The sequence below is a fragment of the Ignatzschineria cameli genome (genome assembly GCF_003121895.1).
GTDB classification, from domain to species: Bacteria; Pseudomonadota; Gammaproteobacteria; order Cardiobacteriales; family Wohlfahrtiimonadaceae; genus Ignatzschineria; species Ignatzschineria cameli.
Window position 1 is genome coordinate 1 of sequence record NZ_QEWW01000005.1, and the last position, 15,163, is coordinate 15,163.

General features: G+C 43.0%; 13 protein-coding genes. 6 read left to right on the forward strand and 7 right to left on the reverse strand.

The features are described from left to right. Positions 1-122 precede the first annotated feature (122 nt). A complete protein-coding gene (gene rbsK / locus DC077_RS07635; RefSeq protein WP_109217914.1) occupies positions 123-1,070 on the reverse strand; it encodes a ribokinase in 948 nt (315 codons plus the stop codon). 619 nt (positions 1,071-1,689) lie between these two features. Between rbsK and DC077_RS07640 the strand changes: the two genes are divergently transcribed. The 4 genes from DC077_RS07640 to DC077_RS07655 all read left to right on the forward strand — a co-directional run bounded on the left by DC077_RS07640 (position 1,690) and on the right by DC077_RS07655 (position 4,950). Continuing rightward, a complete protein-coding gene (locus DC077_RS07640) occupies positions 1,690-2,583 on the forward strand; it encodes a transporter substrate-binding domain-containing protein (protein ID WP_109217915.1) in 894 nt (297 codons plus the stop codon). Positions 2,584-2,795: 212 nt separating this feature from the next. After that, positions 2,796-3,527, forward strand: coding sequence for an amino acid ABC transporter permease (locus DC077_RS07645; RefSeq protein WP_109201915.1), 732 nt, complete (start codon positions 2,796-2,798; stop codon positions 3,525-3,527). Positions 3,528-3,529: 2 nt separating this feature from the next. Further along, positions 3,530-4,222 (forward strand): ABC transporter permease subunit, encoded by a 693-nt coding sequence (locus tag DC077_RS07650; RefSeq protein WP_109201916.1) that lies wholly within the window; start codon positions 3,530-3,532, stop codon positions 4,220-4,222. After that, entirely contained in the window at positions 4,219-4,950 is a 732-nt protein-coding gene (locus DC077_RS07655) for an amino acid ABC transporter ATP-binding protein (RefSeq protein ID WP_109201917.1), read from the forward strand. Before DC077_RS07650 ends, DC077_RS07655 begins: the two co-directional genes overlap by 4 nt. A gap of 117 nt (positions 4,951-5,067) precedes the next feature. Here the strand turns inward: DC077_RS07655 and DC077_RS07660 are convergent, their stop codons facing one another. The 6 genes from DC077_RS07660 to DC077_RS07685 form a co-directional block, all read right to left on the reverse strand. After that, a complete protein-coding gene (locus DC077_RS07660) occupies positions 5,068-6,123 on the reverse strand; it encodes a peptide ABC transporter ATP-binding protein (protein ID WP_109217916.1) in 1,056 nt (351 codons plus the stop codon). Continuing rightward, entirely contained in the window at positions 6,116-7,168 is a 1,053-nt protein-coding gene (gene dppD / locus DC077_RS07665) for a dipeptide ABC transporter ATP-binding protein (protein WP_109217917.1), read from the reverse strand. The genes DC077_RS07660 and dppD overlap by 8 nt, the downstream gene beginning before the upstream one ends. 10 nt (positions 7,169-7,178) lie before the next feature. Beyond that, positions 7,179-8,144, reverse strand: a complete 966-nt coding sequence (dppC, locus tag DC077_RS07670; protein ID WP_109217918.1) for a dipeptide ABC transporter permease DppC — start codon at positions 8,142-8,144, stop codon at positions 7,179-7,181. 11 nt (positions 8,145-8,155) lie between these two features. Next, positions 8,156-9,172: a dipeptide ABC transporter permease DppB gene (gene dppB / locus DC077_RS07675; protein WP_109201921.1), complete on the reverse strand. Its 1,017-nt coding sequence runs from the start codon at positions 9,170-9,172 to the stop codon at positions 8,156-8,158. 309 nt (positions 9,173-9,481) lie between these two features. Next, positions 9,482-11,110, reverse strand: a complete 1,629-nt coding sequence (locus tag DC077_RS07680; RefSeq protein ID WP_109201922.1) for an ABC transporter substrate-binding protein — start codon at positions 11,108-11,110, stop codon at positions 9,482-9,484. Positions 11,111-11,370: 260 nt separating this feature from the next. Beyond that, on the reverse strand, positions 11,371-12,156 hold the full coding sequence (locus DC077_RS07685) for a TSUP family transporter (protein WP_239990362.1): 786 nt from the start codon (positions 12,154-12,156) through the stop codon (positions 11,371-11,373). Between the two features lie 491 nt (positions 12,157-12,647). Between DC077_RS07685 and DC077_RS07690 the strand changes: the two genes are divergently transcribed. Next, positions 12,648-13,937 carry a BaiN/RdsA family NAD(P)/FAD-dependent oxidoreductase gene (locus DC077_RS07690; RefSeq protein ID WP_109217919.1) on the forward strand — a complete coding sequence of 430 codons (1,290 nt, stop codon included), beginning with the start codon at positions 12,648-12,650 and terminating at the stop codon, positions 13,935-13,937. Between the two features lie 272 nt (positions 13,938-14,209). Next, a complete protein-coding gene (locus DC077_RS07695) occupies positions 14,210-15,064 on the forward strand; it encodes a CvfB family protein (protein ID WP_109201924.1) in 855 nt (284 codons plus the stop codon). Positions 15,065-15,163: the final 99 nt, after the last annotated feature.

The following is a 15,163-nucleotide window of genomic DNA, read 5'->3' on the forward strand; positions in this document are numbered from 1 at the left end:
TTGAAAGATTTTAAAAAAAGTTTATAACTCTTTTCAAAATCTGTTCAAAGCCAACTATTTAGAAGTAGAAAAGAGCGATAGATAGCATGTGCTATATAAAGATGTATTTAAGAATGTATTACTTAATCCTCAATACTATTTTGCAGATAGAACTGATCGATCGCTTCACGCCATGGGATCGCAGGATGAGCTCCTTTTTTAGTAACTGCCAACGCGCCCGCAGCATGCGCAAGCTTCACAGACTGTAGCAGTGACTTCCCTTCTAAAAGGGCCGTTACTAAGACACCATTGAAGGTATCGCCGGCACCTATCGTATCGATCGCCTTGACTCTATACCCAGGAATAAGTTCTCCTTTTATCTCTTGAAAAGCATTGATCTGACTAACCCAAGCTCCCTTTTTTCCTAATGTAATAATAACAACTTCTATCCCTTTCTCATGCAGCTTTTGAGAAGCTAATGCAGCATCTTCTTCAGTTTCAACCTTCACGCCTGTTAATAACTCCGCTTCTGTCTCATTAGGGGTAATGATATCGATATAGGAGAGAAAACGATCTGATAAAGCTCTAGCAGGTGCAGGATTAACAACAACACGTACGCCTGACTGTTTAGCATGCTCGGCCGCAAGATCAAGCGCTTCTTGGGGTGTCTCTAACTGCATTAAAAGAAGATCTGCCTGACCAATTTCAGGAAGTAGCGGCGTAACAACCTCTTTGGTCATTGCGCCATTAGCGCCCGCATAGATCCCGATCATATTCTCACCTTCACTATTGACGAAGATAAGCGCAACACCGGTCTTTTCATTCTCAATAACTTGAATTAAACCTGTATCGATCTGATCCTGCTGAAATTGTGAAATCGCAGACTTTCCAACATCATCATCCCCTACCGCGGCAATAAAGGTCACATCAGCACCTGCTCTGCCAGCGGCAACTGCTTGATTAGCCCCTTTTCCACCTAATGATACTTGATACTGATCACCTGCTAATGTCTCTCCTGGCGCTAAAAAGTGGGGAACATTTAAGATGTAATCCACATTGCTACTTCCTAGCACTATCAATTTTTTTTGCATAATCTCTTCCTATAGATCTCTATTATGTGGCGAACAGAATAAGGAGTTACTAAAAAGCCGTCAAGATGTCGCAACTCCCTACTATTATCCTCTAATTTATCAGAGATCAGAAGATCATTAGCGATCTATCTTAAATTGATGTGTATTAGATGTACATTAGATGTGTATCAGATATGTATTAATAATATGGTACTGGCCTTCATATGCCTTCACATATGTAATCTGTATCAATAGCTCAATATTAATTAAATATTGATTAAAGATTGATTAACATTTAACTAGCATTAATGGAGATCAATAATGTTGAGCTTACTTAAAACTTCTATCAGTTTTCTATAAACACCAAAGTCAGAAGCTCGATAAGCTATAACTTTAAGTTATATTGATAGCATAAAAGTCACTCATCATATATTGCCTTTTCTAAACCATTATCATATATCTAGATATGTACCATCAGAAATAGAGAAGTACAAAGAGGCCTTTTCTGGCATCTTCTCTCTAGCGATCACGCATATAAATATAACTATAAAAAATATAACAAAATAATCGTTGATGGTTTCACCACTAAATTACTCATTATTGTTGAAGAATAATGAACCCATAATCTGGAGGATAACAGATGAAAAAGTCTATTTTAGGACTCGCATTGTGTGGATTGTTGGCATTACCTACGCTATCTATGGCAGAAGAGCTAACGGGCACCCTTAAAAAAATTGATGAGACAGGAACAATTACCCTAGGTCATAGAGAATCATCGATCCCCTATTCCTATTATGATAATCAGCAAAATGTTGTCGGTTACTCTCATGAGATTAGTATGAAAATCGTTGAGGGTATCGAGAAGAAATTAGGAAAAAAGATCGATGTTAAACTTGTCCCTATCACCTCTCAAAACCGTATTCCATTGATGAAAAATGGAACTATTGATCTTGAATGTGGATCAACAACCCACAATACAGCAAGAGCACAAGAGGTAGACTTTACAAATACGATCTTCATCATCAATATTCGCATGATTACCGATGTTAATACCGGTATTGAATCTTTTGAAGAGCTTAAAGATAAGGTAGTCATTACCACCGCAGGGACAACTTCAGAGCGTGTGCTGCGTAATATGAATGCCGAAAAAGGGATGAATATGCGGATTCAAGCGGCAAAAGATCATGGAGATGCCTTTATGATGCTCGCTGATAATCGTGGAGTTGCCTTTGTAATGGATGATTCCCTTCTCTATGGTGAAAGAGCGAAATCACCTCAACCAGATCGCTGGGTCGTGACCGGAGAGTCACAAGGACAGGAAGCATATGCTTGCATGTTGCGTAAAGGGGATAGCGAATTCAAAGCATTAGCCGATCAGGTGATCGCGGATCTCTCAGGATCTGGGGAGATGGAGGTGATCTACAACAAATGGTTCACAGAACCGATCCCACCTCGCAATGCAAACTTAGAATTCCCCCTCTCTGAAAGTATGCGAGAGCTCTTTAATAATCCAACAGATAAGCCTTATCAGTAGCATCTTGAAGATCTTATTGGCAGATCTATTGGTCCCGCATCTCTCTATTAAGTTCTCTATATAGAATTCTCTATATTGAAACCTCTCTGAGATAACTCATAGAGAGATGCATTTCTATCTCACCATCTCTAGGAAGAGTTAACCCTCTTCTCTAGAGTTTCTCGCCTTCAATAAACTGAATCTCATTTATCCTCTCTATAAAAGGTTAATCTATGTTTGGATTAGATTTCTCCATGCTCTTACAAGAAGCTGTCATCAATGAAACATATCTCGATTGGCTTCTCGAGGGGGCAAAATGGACCATTATCTCCGCTAGCAGCAGCTGGTTTTTAGCCTTAGTGCTAGGCATCATTGTTGGCACACTACGCACGCTTCCGAGCCCCCTTTTACGTTTTATTGGTGCAAGCTATGTTGAGTGTTTACGCAATGTACCTCTTATTGTTCAACTCTTCTTTTGGTATTACGTTTGGCCCAATTTAATGCCGGAATCGATGGGTAATTGGATCAAATCTCAAGATCCTTTAGTACAGATGATGACCGCAGGGATCTTATGTTTAGGGCTTTTTACTTCGGCACGAATCGCCGAGCAGGTTCGCTCTAGTATTGAATCATTAGCAGGTGGTCAGCTAAGAGCAGCACTGGCTACAGGACTCACATATTCTCAAGCTTATCGCTATGTTATCCTTCCTCAGGCATTGCGAATTATCTTGCCTCCAATGACATCAGAGTTACTCAATATCTTTAAAAACTCTTCCGTACTCCAGACAATCGGCTTAGCAGAGCTCACCCGGCAAGCAGCACAGATCAATGATTACACAGCAAAAGCTTATGAATCATTCTTCCTGGTCACCATTGCTTACATCATTATCAACATCACCTTGATGTTTATTATGAAATTGATTGAGCGCTGGACACAACTTCCCTCGCAGAAAGAAGGAGCTTAAAAATGGGACAATTCTCTTTTTCAAGTCTCTTCGCTATCATTAGTGAAAACTACACATTTCTCCTCGAAGGAATGGGGGTTAGCCTACAGATTACTGCAATTGCTATTGTTGTAGGTATTCTTTGGGGGATTATTCTTGCTATCTTACGCCTCTATGGCCCAAAACCAATCGCTTGGTTAGCAACAGGTTACGTTAATCTATTTCGCTCAATTCCACTCATTATGGTTTTAATGTGGTTCTATCTGGCGATAGGTCCAACTTTGCAACAATATCTTGGCTTAGGAAATAGCACCGGCGTGAGACTTTTCTGGGCAATCGTTGCCTTCTCTCTCTTTGAAGCGGCGTACTACTCTGAGATTATTCGGGCAGGCTTTAAGAGTGTCCGCCGGCAACAGATGAGTGCCGCGCTCGCATTAGGCATGACAAGAGGACAGGCAATCTACTATGTCATTCTCCCCCAAGCACTACGAAATATGATCCCGCTCCTTTTAACTCAGGGCATTATTCTGTTTCAAGATACCTCTTTGGTCTACATTATGAGCCTCAATGATTTCTTTAGAACCACCGATATTATTGGCTATAACAATAATGCCAAAATGGAGATGATTCTTTTCGCCGGCTTTACCTACTTTGTGATCTGTTTTTCACTCTCCTACCTAGTTCGAACCTTACAAAAGAGAAGAGGGTCCCTATGATTCAATATCAAAATGTCAGTAAATTTTATGGCAGTTTCCAAGTATTAAAGAATTGCTCCACTGAAATTAAAGAGAAGGAAGTTGTGGTGGTCTGTGGCCCCTCTGGTTCTGGAAAATCGACCTTAATTCAATGTGCAAATGGTTTAGAACCCTTCCAAGAAGGGGATATTATTATCAATGGCCACTCTTTAGCGGATCCTAAAACGGATATTAATAAGGTTCGCGCTGAAGTGGGAATGGTCTTTCAACATTTTGAACTCTTTCCCAATATGTCGATTGAGCAAAATCTAATGCTGGCACAGATGAAGGTTTTAAAACGGGATAAAGAGATCGCCCATACTAAAGCCCTAGGGTTATTAGATCGAGTGGGTTTAAGTAAACATCTCGGGAAATACCCTACTCAGCTCTCAGGTGGGCAGCAACAACGTGTGGCAATTGCTAGAGCATTAGCGATGGATCCGGTTGTTATGCTCTTCGATGAACCCACCTCGGCACTTGATCCTGAGATGATTCATGAAGTACTTGCGGTGATGACCGAGTTAGCGCAAGAGGGAATGACAATGATGTGTGTCACCCATGAGATGGGATTTGCCCGCCAAGTTGCCGATCGTATTATCTTTATCGATGAGGGGGAGATCTATGATGATCTCTCAAAAAGTGAGTTTTTTGAGGGTACTCCGAGTGATCGCGCACAGACATTTTTGAAAAATATTTTTCATAATGATTAAAAGCCTGCCCTCTTATTGAGGGCAAGTGATCTCTAATAAGAGGGAGATTCTAAGATCAGATCTTCTCGAATCACTCTCTTATTTCCCCACTATTCTTACCCTTTCAGCTGCGATTTATCATTCATCGCCCATTACCTGGTCAACAGTAGGTTGATCAACCGCTACCTGATCAAGTTTAAAGCAGGCCACTTCATGTAATTCACCATGAATATCTCGATATTGCTTCATCTCCGGCTGAGCTTGGGCACATTTTTCAAACGCTTTAGGACAACGAGTATGGAAGGCACAACCCTGAGGGGGATTGAGTGGGCTAGGAAGCTCCCCCATTAATGTAATCTTTTCGCGCCGATTTTGATCATTCAACCGCGGTGTTGCAGAGAGAAGAGCCTCTGTATAGGGGTGCATCGGTGCAGAGAAGAGCGCTTTTTTACTCGCTTTTTCCACAGCTCGACCCAGATACATCACCATCACATCATCAGCAATATGCTCTACTACAGAGAGATCATGCGAAATAAAGAGATAAGAGAGACCTAACTCTTCTTGCAGATCCATCATCAAATTGAGAACCTGCGCTTGAACAGAGACATCAAGTGCTGAGACAGGTTCATCGGCGATAACAATATCGGGATTGAGCATTAATCCTCGCGCAATGGCAATTCGCTGCCGCTGCCCTCCAGAGAACATATGGGGGTAACGATCATAAAACTCCGGACGAAGTCCCACCTTCTCCATCATCTCTAAAACTCGCTCTTTTCGCTCTGCACGACTCAGATCGCTATTGATCTTTAAGGGCTCTTCTAAAATCGCTCCAATCTTCTTTCGGGGATTAAGAGAGCCATAGGGATTTTGAAAGATAATCTGAATCTTTTGACGCCGTAAAGCAGCCATTTCAGCTGCCGGGGTTAAAAGAGAATCTCCTCGATAGCGTAACGCTCCACTTGTAGGGGGCTCAATCATTGTTAATACTTTAGCAAGGGTCGACTTCCCACACCCCGATTCACCCACAACCGCCAAAGTCTTACCCGCTTCAAGCTCAAAGGAGATGCCATTTAAAGCCTTTACCTCCCCCTTTTCATGAAATAAGCCTCGACTGACAGCATAATATTTCGTTAATTCCTCCGCGACTAAAAGAGGCACTTTCTTAGCACCACTTCTCTCTTCCTGACTACTCATAAGCTCCTCCTGATACCGATATCACTTCCGCGCCATCCTCAGCCTCTGTGCCATCACCTTTTGATCTCAGCCCTGAGACACTCTTTTTAGCTAAAGGAAAGTGACACTTCACAAAACGATTCTCTAACTGCTGTAACGGCGGCTCCTCTTGCCGGCAGATCGCCTGACAATAGCGGCAACGAGGGTTGAGAAGACAACCTTGAGGCCGATCATAACGTCCCGGTACAACGCCGGGAAGGGATTCCAGACGCAGAGCTCCTTGAGAAAACTCCGGCAACGATCGAAGTAGCGCTTCAGTATAGGGATGAAAGGGTGCTTGAAAGAGCTCAGAAGCGGGAGCGATCTCTACAATTTGACCAGCATACATCACAATAATCTTATCGGCAGACTCTGCAACTAATGCTAAATCATGGGTAATCAAGAGAAGCGCCATCTGTTGCTCTCGTTGCAGCTGCAGAAGCAGAGAGATAATCTGCCCTTGAATCGTCACATCTAGGGCTGTTGTCGGCTCATCTGCAATCAGTAATTTAGGATTACAAGCAATCGCGATAGCAATCATTACTCGTTGACTCATTCCGCCCGATAATTGATGGGGATAGAGATCGAAACGATTCGCCGCATCAGGGATTCCAACCAAGGTTAATAACTCTAAAGCACGTGCTTTACGCGCCTTTTTTCGCCCACCTTGATGGACTTTTAAGGTCTCCATAATCTGATAGCCGATCGTAAAAGAGGGATTGAGAGAGGTCATCGGATCTTGGAAAATCATCGCAACATCATCCCCTAAGATCTTCTGCCGCTCCCGACGCTTCATCTTCTGTAACTCTTTACCATCGAAGGTGAGTGCTTCAGCGGTTACAACTCCGGGAAAATCGATCAAGCCCATAATAGCAAGGGAGCTGACAGACTTTCCAGATCCCGACTCTCCAACGATACCCACAACTTCACCCTGATTGACACTATAGCCAATACGATCAACCGCACGGAAGCGATCTCCTTTCTCGCCAAACTCAACCGTTAATGCTTTCACATCTAATAATTTCATTATCGCCTCCTTACACCTTCAGCTTTGGATCTAACGCATCTCGCAAGCCATCACCCATAAGATTGAAAGCTAAGACTGTCAATAAAATGGCAATCCCCGGAAATGCAACGACCCACCAAGCAGATTGGGCATATTGCAAGACATCTGAGAGCATTGTGCCCCACTCAGGCGTCGGCGGTTGAGCCCCCATTCCCAAAAAACCAAGCGCAGCCATATCCAAAATCGCATTGGAGAATCCTAAAGTCGCTTGGACAATCAAGGGAGCTAAACAGTTAGGTAAGACATTGATAAACATCTGCCGAAGATGTCCGGCACCTGCGACTTGAGATGCAACCACATAATCTTTCTCCATCTCTCCTAAAGCTGTTGCCCGGGTCAAACGAATATAGTGTGGCAACGCAACAAAGGCTAGCGCGATAGAGGCATTGATAATGGAAGGACCAAAGATAGCCACTAACACCAAAGCTAACAGAAGGCTAGGTAATGCCAACATAATATCGACAATACGCATAATAATCGCCTCAACAGCACCGCCGAAGTAGCCAGCTAAAAGGCCTAAAGAGATCCCTAAGATCAATGAGAGCAGAACAACGACAACCCCGACAAGTAGAGAGAGACGCGCACCATAAATCAATCGACTTAAGATATCGCGCCCTACATCATCAGTTCCTAAGATAAATTTCCAACTTCCCCCCTCCATCCAGACAGGGGGTTTTAGAAAGGAGCCTCTAAACTGCTCAGTAGGATCATGGGGAGCGATATAGTGGGCAAAAATCGCAACAAAAAGGATAAAAAGAATAAAGATAAAACCTAATAAAGCCCCTCTATTTCGACTAAAGTAGAACCAAAATTGTCGCAGGGGTGTCTCCGGTTTTCGTGCTAAAAGTAACGTCGTCGAAGGGGGGCGATCCGCCTCTAAAGTGGCCTCTCCCTCTTCTAAAATGACATTTAAATCTCGATCATGATGTTGAGCCATCGCTGCTCTCCTTATTGATGTCTAATACGGGGATTTACAACGCCATAGAGAAGGTCAACAATAAAGTTGACTAAAATAATGAGCGAAGCAACGAGTAGAACGCCACCCTGAACAACAGGGTAATCACGGCGTTGGAGCGATTCTATCAACCATCTGCCAACGCCCGGCCACGAGAAGATTGTCTCCGTTAAGATCGCTCCCCCTAACATGGTTCCCACCTGCAAGCCGATAACAGTCACAACAGGAATTAATGCATTTCGTAAAGCATGAATCAGAATAATACGCATCCGCCCTAATCCTTTTGCTCTTGCAGTTAAGATATAATCTTCACTGAGAACCTCAAGCATTGAGGAACGGGTCATTCGTACAATCACAGCAAGGGGAATCGTTCCAAGAACAATCGCCGGAAGAATCATATGATGAAGCGCATCCCAGAAATCTCCCTCTTCCCCAAAGAAAAAGGTATCGATCAACATAAAACCTGTTAATGGCTCACTATCATCGAGAAAAACCATATCGCTAATCCGGCCGGAGACCGGCGTTAGATCGAGATTAACAGAGACCAGCATAATCAACATCATGCCCCACCAAAAAATGGGCATTGAATATCCTGTTAAAGAGATCCCAACAGCCGCATGATCAAAGATCGATCCACGCTTCACCGCGGCGATCACGCCGACAGGAATCCCCACCACAACCGCAAAAATCATCGCACAAGTTGCAAGTTCTAATGTTGCTTTAAAGCGAGGGACAAATTCTGACCAGACCGCGCGCTGAGTTACCAGAGAGTTCCCTAAATCGCCATGAAACAATCCTTTAAGATAGTTCCAATATTGCACGATATAGGGTTGATCATAACCAAATTGCGCACGCAACTCAGCATAGCGCTCCGGAGTAATACCGCGCTCGCCGGCAAAAAGCAAAATGGGATCGCCCGGTATCAGATGAATAAAGATAAAGGTTAATAGTGTGATACCGATAAAGGTGGGGATAATCATCCCTAATCGGCGAAAGAAAAATTGAATCATGTTGCATCCTATCTCTAGAGAAGATTGAGGAAATGCGATAGCGATTGATCTCTTTCTTCAGCCCTTTTAATGAAGTTTCGACGGGGCATAATGCCTCTACATCTACCGTAGTAGCATCTGCTAGATGAAGATCTCATAGAGAAACCGTAGAAGAAAGATGATCTCAGCGATAAAAAGGAGCGCACAGGTTATCGTTATCACCAGACACGCGCTCCTCTATTCTCTCTTATCGCCGCTATAACCTCTTATTGAAGCATTTATTGGGTAAAACGCTTAAGAGAGTTTGAGCTATCGCGGCTCTATCTGAGTTTAATCCTCAATATCAACTTGATTGAAGTTATGAGTTCCCAATGGATCGATGACATAATTGACCACCTCTTTTCGAACCGGCATATAGACGGTCGAGTGAGCAATATTGAGCACAGGCTGCTCTCGATGTTGGATCTCTTGCGCACGCTGATAGAGCGCAACACGTTGATCATGATCTGTTGCGGCTTTTGCTTCCGCTAAGATCTCATCAAACTCACTATTACACCAGTTAGAGTAGTTTGATCCTGCCTCTGCGGCCACACAGCTTAAAAGAACTGAGAAGAAGTTGTCAGGATCCCCATTATCACCGGTCCAACCCATCAATGCTGTATCGTGTTCACCATTACGAAGACGCGTTAAATACTCGCCCCACTCATAGGTGACAATATTAGCTTTAACACCGATCTTCTCCCAGTCAGATTGAATCATCTCTGCCATTCTACGGGCATTAGGGTTATAAGGACGCTGTACCGGCATTGCCCAGAGCGTTACCTCAAAGCCATCCGGTAATCCCGCCTCCGCTAAAAGTGCTTTAGCTGCTGCAGGATCATATTCATAATCAACAATCTCATCGTTATAGCCCCACATTGTCGGAGGGATAAAGTTTTTCGCCGCTTCTCCATTTCCCTGGAAAATTGCATCGATAATATCAGCCTTATTAACCGCTAGACTTAAGGCTTTACGTACCTCTAACTTATCTAAAGGCGGTTTATCCATATTGAAAGCAAGATAGCCAATATTGAGTCCTGTTAACTCTTTCACATCAATATCGGAGCTTGCGCGCATCTTCTCAAGATCGGCAAGATTAGGGTATGGCATAACATGGCACTCACCCTTTTGTAACTTTGCAAAACGAACTGAAGCATCGGGAGTAATTGAGAAGATTAGACGATCAAGTTTAGCCGGCTCCCCAAAATAATCTTTAAATTTCGTAAAGAGGATACGGGAATCTTGCTCATAGGCTCTAAATTGGAATGGGCCTGTCCCAATCGGTTTAAGATCAATCTCCTCAGGCTTCCCTTTCGCTAAGAGAACCTCACCATATTCTGCTGATAAAATAGAGGCAAATGCCATCGCTAAATTGGCTAAAAAGGGTGATTCAGGCGAGGTTAATGTGATTTTAACGGTATGATCATCAACCTTCTCGACCGATTCTATCAACTCAGGGAATCCCATCGATTCAAAATACTCAAATTGACGACTCGAAATATTATGATAGGGATGCTCAGGGTTCATCTGTCTTTCAAAAGTGAAAATCACATCATCGGCATTAAAGTCCCGAGTCGGTTTAAAGTCCTTATTACTATGAAATTTGACCCCTTTTCGGAGATGGAATGTGTACTCTTTGCCATCTTCACTCACATCCCAAGATTCTGCTAAACCAGGTTCAAGTTCTGTAGTGCCTAAGACAAACTCGGTTAATCGGTTATAAAGTGGAATACCGCTGGCATCAAATGTTGTCCCTGATGATGCTAATTGGGGATTAAAAGTCTCTGGTGAAGCTTCTGAACAGTAGACTAATGTGGAGGCTTGCGCCGTTCCTAAAAGTAGCGCACCACCAACAGTAATCGTGGCTACAGCTCTTTTAACGCCTAATGAGAGGCGCGTTAATAGATGTTCTTTCCTCATACTTTCTCCTTTATCGATCCTTCTATTGATCACTGACTGATCACTGATTAATCATTCGCTGATCATTCGTTGATCATTTTTTGATAATGACAAGTCATCACAAGACTTAGCCCTTATCATCTCTCCGGGTTAATGTGATACCTTTTAGGCATCTATTTATAGTTATTATTGTTTAAAATATGTAACAACATATTAATCGACAACACTTTCATAATTACTCTCTTTCTTCTAAAAATGCAAGCATCGGGCGAAGCACTCCCTTATCCCCACAAAGAGAGGATCCATAAAGAGAGGGGATTTGAGGGCTCTAATAGAAGTTTGATTGCCATACCGACGCTCATCACAATCAAGAGGGGGCGAATCACTCTCCCCCCATATTTCACCGCAAATAGTGCTCCTAACTGTGCGCCGATAAAAGCGCCTAACGCCATTAAGAGCCCTAATAGAACTTGCATCTCTCCAGAAAAGGCGAAGATAAGGAGGGAGCCGATATTAGAAGCAAAATTGGCAAGCTTTGTCTCGGCAATGGCATTAACAAGGGTTGATCCGAGTAGTAACACAAAGGCCACCATAAAAAATGAGCCTGTCCCCGGACCAAAAATACCATCGTAGAAACCTATCAGTGGCACAAAAGTTAAGAGAAAGAGGTTTCTTGAGATCTTTGCTCGCCGCTCTCGTCCATCTAAATTGGGAGAGAAGAGAAAGTAGACCGCCACTGAAAGCAGCAATATGGGAACAATAATCTGTAGAAAAGTTGCCGGCAATCGCGTCGCTAAAAGTGCGCCCACCATACCACCCGCTAAAGCAAGAAAAAAGACCCATTTCGAATGATGCCACTGAATTAATCCTTGCCGGAAGAAAGCGAAGGTTGCCGAAAAGGAGCCTGCGGAGGATTGTAACTTATTAGTCGCCAATGCTTGTACCGGCGATAGCCCTGCTAAGAGTAGTGCCGGCAGAGTTATTAATCCTCCACCTCCGGCAATGGCATCGATAAATCCAGCCACCATTGCGACTAACATTAAAACCAGGAATAACTCTCCTGCCATAGGTTCCCCTCTTTATCCAATTATTAATTATTAATTATTAAAATATACTGCGAATCATTAAGACTTAAGACCAGATTTATTAAGGTCAGGTCAGATCACCCTTTCTACAATCTTCCCCGCTTTCCGATAGCGATTTGCTACAGTATAAAGGGTGATATGGAAGAGAGATCTCTTCACCTTCATCAGAGCGGGAATCAAAGGCGCTCGAGAAGTCAATTTAAGATAGTTAGCAGTGTATCAAACCTCCTCTATCTCTGAGGAAAAAATAGCTCAAAAGCGAATCTCTCAATCACCTTCGCAAATAGGGTAAAATGGAGTTTAGATAGTGGAGTTTAGATGGTAATCGAAGCACAATTGAATCGAAATACAATTGGCGCATAAGAGAAGAAAGGAGCAAAAGAGGTGGGGAAAAAAGTAACGAAGAACTCGCCTCTCCTTTAAAAGTGCTTATAATTGCTTCTCTCCACACTTATAAGTAGGTAAAGCAGGTTATGAAATCATCCACATCCCCCACCCATTTTGATCTCATTATTGTTGGTGCCGGCGCAGCCGGAATGATGGCGGCAAGTTATGCCGGTCGAGCGGGTCTATCTGTTCTTCTGTTAGATCATGCAACAAAGATTGGAGAGAAAATTCGGATAGCCGGTGGCGGTTTTTGTAACTTCACCAACACCCATATCGATGGCTTTGATGCTGCGCCCTACTATGTTTCAGAAAATCCTAAATTTGTTCGTTACGCGCTCTCAAACTTCACCGCAAATGATTTTATAGCACTTGTTGAACGCTATCAGATCCCCTATACCGAAAAACATCGCGGGCAACTCTTCTGTGATCGCGAACAGGGGGCTTCCTCAAAAGATATTATCAATATGCTGCTCAATGAGTGTAATGAGGCAGCCGTCGATTTTCGAACAGGTTGCAAAATTGATGCCATCACAAAGGTGGGAGAAAACTTTCAGCTAGAGAGTTCTGAAGGATCATTAACAGCTCACTCTTTAATTATTGCAACAGGCGGTTTAGCAATCCCTAAAATAGGGGCGACTGACTTTGGCTATCGTGTAGCTAAATCATTTGGTCACTCAATCATTCCCACTCGTCCGGCACTTGTAGCACTCCACTTCGATTTTTGGGAAACAGAAGGATATCATGCCCTTGCCGGAATCTCGATACCTGTTGAGATCTCAACACAATCGGGAAAGAGAGCTAAAGATCGCATCCTCTTTGAAGAGGATCTACTCTTTCGCCACAAAGGGCTCTCAGGACCCGGTATCTTACAGATCTCCAGTTATCTTCTTCCAGGACAAGCGATCACTATCAATTTTGCTCCCGGTATCGATCTGACAAAAGCGCTATTAGACATTAAGCAGAACAATAGATATCAGATTGAACGCGCCCTGACTACCCTCGTTCCCACATTGCCCAAACGTTTTGTTCAATTTTGGCTTCAAAAAGCACCTTTTAACACCTACTTAACAACGCCTCTGCCGGAGATTCCCAATAAGATTTTGGAGCGCTTAGGAGAGATGCTCAACCAGTGGCACATCATACCGAGTGGTACCGATGGTCATAAAACCGCCGAAGCAACCCGCGGAGGCGTCAATACCAAAGAGCTCAATCCTAAAAGCATGGAGAGTCGTATCGTAGAGAATCTCTACTTTGTGGGAGAAGTTGTAGATGTTGTCGGCTGGTTAGGAGGATATAATTTTCAATGGGCTTGGGGTTCAGCCGTTTGCGCAGCCACTGCAATTGTGGCAAAAAGCGAGCAAGGAAGCTCTCAATAAGCCCTTGTCAAGAGATTTATAACGGTTTATAGAGAGATAACTTCATATCCGCCAGGAATCTCTTGAGAAAAATTTTAGATCCTACGACAGCTTTCGATCCCTATTTTTTTTTAGATGTTTATAATAGAGCCTATTAGTCGATCTATTTAAGATCTTCACAACGATCTTTACTTTAAATACTCTTTAAATATAAATATGCGTTGTTTTAAAAGTAGCAACTAAAAGTCAGACGGCTTCACGCTACAATGTCTCAATTAATCATAAAAGGCCTTATGTCTTATAATAGTACCCATAGCCCTAAAATCGGGCAGATGAATCGTTTAACCATCATCGAAAAGAATAAATTAGGATTAATTCTAGAGGGAGACGTGCTTCTTCCCCATCGCGATATCCCTAAAGGTCAACCCACTCAAGTGGGCAAATGGCTAGACCTTTTTGTCTATCTCGATAATCATGGTCATGCAATTGCCACGCCTCAGCAACCTTATACCGCTGTCGGGCGCTTTGCCGATCTACAGGTCGTTGAGATCAATGATATCGGTATCTTCCTCGATTGGGGGTTACCTAAAGATCTCCTACTCCCTTTTAGTGAAGAGGTTGGAACAGTTCACGCAGGCGACTTTGTCATCGTTTATACCTACATCGATGAAGTATCAGGACGCATCACTGCAAGTATGAAGCTTGAGAAATTTTTAGATCAACAGCCGCACCATTACGAAGTGGGAAATCCTGTAGCGCTTATCGTTGAGAGTATGACAGATTTAGGGGTGAAAGTTATTGTAGATCACACCTATTGGGGGCTGATCTACCATAGTGATGTCAAGAGCGACCTTGAAATTGGGGATGAGATCGAAGGTTTTGTCAAACATATTCGTGAGGATGGTAAGCTCGATATCGCTGAACAGGCGATCATTAACACACCTGAAGCGCGAGAGTCATTAGAAGAGATGATTATGCGCCGACTCAGTGAATATGGCGGTACTCTACCGATCAGCGACAAGAGTTCACCTGATGAGATCCATAAAATTTTAGGGGTTAGTAAATCAGCCTTTAAGCGCGCATTGGGCTCCCTCTATCGAGAGAGAAAAATCATCATTAAACCAGATGTCGTGATTAAAAAGATCTAAAATTAAATTAACCAATCAACAAAAAAAGCGGGTAATTCCCGCTTTTTATATCTTATAGTAACGATATAACAATCTATCGATCTATTACTTAATTATTGC

Bases quoted from the DNA above. Each gene is read 5' to 3' on its own strand.
- DC077_RS07640 (WP_109217915.1), top strand. From the start codon at position 1,690: ATGAAAAAGTCTATTTTAGGACTCGCATTGTGTGGATTGTTGGCATTA.
- DC077_RS07690 (WP_109217919.1), top strand. From the start codon at position 12,648: ATGAAATCATCCACATCCCCCACCCATTTTGATCTCATTATTGTTGGT.
- DC077_RS07680 (WP_109201922.1), bottom strand. From the start codon at position 11,110: ATGAGGAAAGAACATCTATTAACGCGCCTCTCATTAGGCGTTAAAAGA.
- dppB (WP_109201921.1), bottom strand. From the start codon at position 9,172: ATGATTCAATTTTTCTTTCGCCGATTAGGGATGATTATCCCCACCTTT.
- rbsK (WP_109217914.1), bottom strand. From the start codon at position 1,070: ATGCAAAAAAAATTGATAGTGCTAGGAAGTAGCAATGTGGATTACATC.
- dppC (WP_109217918.1), bottom strand. From the start codon at position 8,144: ATGGCTCAACATCATGATCGAGATTTAAATGTCATTTTAGAAGAGGGA.
- DC077_RS07685 (WP_239990362.1), bottom strand. From the start codon at position 12,156: ATGGCAGGAGAGTTATTCCTGGTTTTAATGTTAGTCGCAATGGTGGCT.
- dppD (WP_109217917.1), bottom strand. From the start codon at position 7,168: ATGAAATTATTAGATGTGAAAGCATTAACGGTTGAGTTTGGCGAGAAA.
- DC077_RS07660 (WP_109217916.1), bottom strand. From the start codon at position 6,123: ATGAGTAGTCAGGAAGAGAGAAGTGGTGCTAAGAAAGTGCCTCTTTTA.
- DC077_RS07695 (WP_109201924.1), top strand. From the start codon at position 14,210: ATGTCTTATAATAGTACCCATAGCCCTAAAATCGGGCAGATGAATCGT.
- DC077_RS07655 (WP_109201917.1), top strand. From the start codon at position 4,219: ATGATTCAATATCAAAATGTCAGTAAATTTTATGGCAGTTTCCAAGTA.
- DC077_RS07645 (WP_109201915.1), top strand. From the start codon at position 2,796: ATGTTTGGATTAGATTTCTCCATGCTCTTACAAGAAGCTGTCATCAAT.
- DC077_RS07650 (WP_109201916.1), top strand. From the start codon at position 3,530: ATGGGACAATTCTCTTTTTCAAGTCTCTTCGCTATCATTAGTGAAAAC.